This window comes from Streptomyces sp. SID14478 (assembly GCF_010548525.1).
Lineage (GTDB): Bacteria > Actinomycetota > Actinomycetes > Streptomycetales > Streptomycetaceae > Streptomyces.
Genome location: NZ_JAAGMG010000813.1, coordinates 1 through 937, shown reverse-complemented (window position 1 = coordinate 937; position 937 = coordinate 1). Strand labels below are relative to the sequence as shown.

Below are 937 nucleotides of genomic sequence, written 5' to 3'. Positions count from 1 at the left end.
CGACTTGCGGACGGTGGCCGTGCCCCGGCCCGCGGCGTCGGTGGTGAAGTCGAGCCACACCTCGTTCCCGGCGTCCGCCCGCCGCGGGTCGACGACGTGCTGGTAGTGCCCGCCCGCGGCGGCCGGGTCGGCGCCGCACGGCTTCTGGTGGACGTGCGCGCCGTAGGCACGGCCGGGCACGAGGCCGTCGACGTCCAGGTCCACGGTCATCCCGGCGTCGTCACCGCGCTGCTCGACCGCGATCGACGCCGCGGCGGGCACCAGTTTCATGTCGTACGTGAGCGCGGGCGACGGCACGAAGGCCGTGGGCGGCGCGAACCTCGCCTGCGCCCGCACCCAGTAACAATCCCCGGCGCCGCCGCCCCCGCCGGCGCCCGCCGCGAACACGGCCGCCGCGAGCGCGCCGGTCACCATCCCTGCCACCATCGCCGTTCCTCTCCTCGGTCCTGGCTCGTTCGTACGGGAACCGGGGCCCCGGCGCCGCACCGAACGCGGCAGCCGGGTGAACGTGAGATGGGGAACATCTGTACCCCTTGCGCCACTTCGGCACCAGCCGAGGCGTACGCTGTACAGCTGTCACGAAGCCGCTCCTCCTGGAGGGAACGGTCGGAAGATCGTCCGTACGGGAAGTTGGCGAACAGTGCTGGAGAGCGTGGGGTCACTGACCGGAAGCCCGTGGATCTACGCGATCGTGGCGCTCTCCGTGCTCTTCGACGTCTTCGTCCCGGTACTGCCCAGCGGCGTCCTCGTGATCACCGCGGCCACCGCCGCCGCGGCCGGCTCGGGCGCCGCCACCGGCGAGGTCCCGCACGGCGTGCCGGACCTCCTCATCCTGATGCTGAGCGCTGCGACGGCCTCGGTCCTCGGCGACCTGGTCGCCTACCGCCTCGCCTGGCGCGGCGGCGCCCGGCTGGACCGGGCGATCGCCCGCTCCCGC

Annotated in this window: 1 protein-coding gene and 1 pseudogene; one reads left to right on the top strand and one right to left on the bottom strand. The window is 73.9% G+C overall.

Features of this window, described 5'->3' with window-relative positions:
• Positions 1–426: superoxide dismutase family protein (locus tag G3I40_RS26670; RefSeq protein ID WP_164304709.1), on the bottom strand; the 426-nt coding region annotated here is incomplete at its 3' end.
• 214 nt (positions 427–640) lie between these two features.
• On the opposite strand from G3I40_RS26670, the pseudogene G3I40_RS26665 reads away from it, so the two are divergent.
• Positions 641–937: pseudogene (locus G3I40_RS26665) on the top strand (hypothetical protein); the annotation flags it as partial.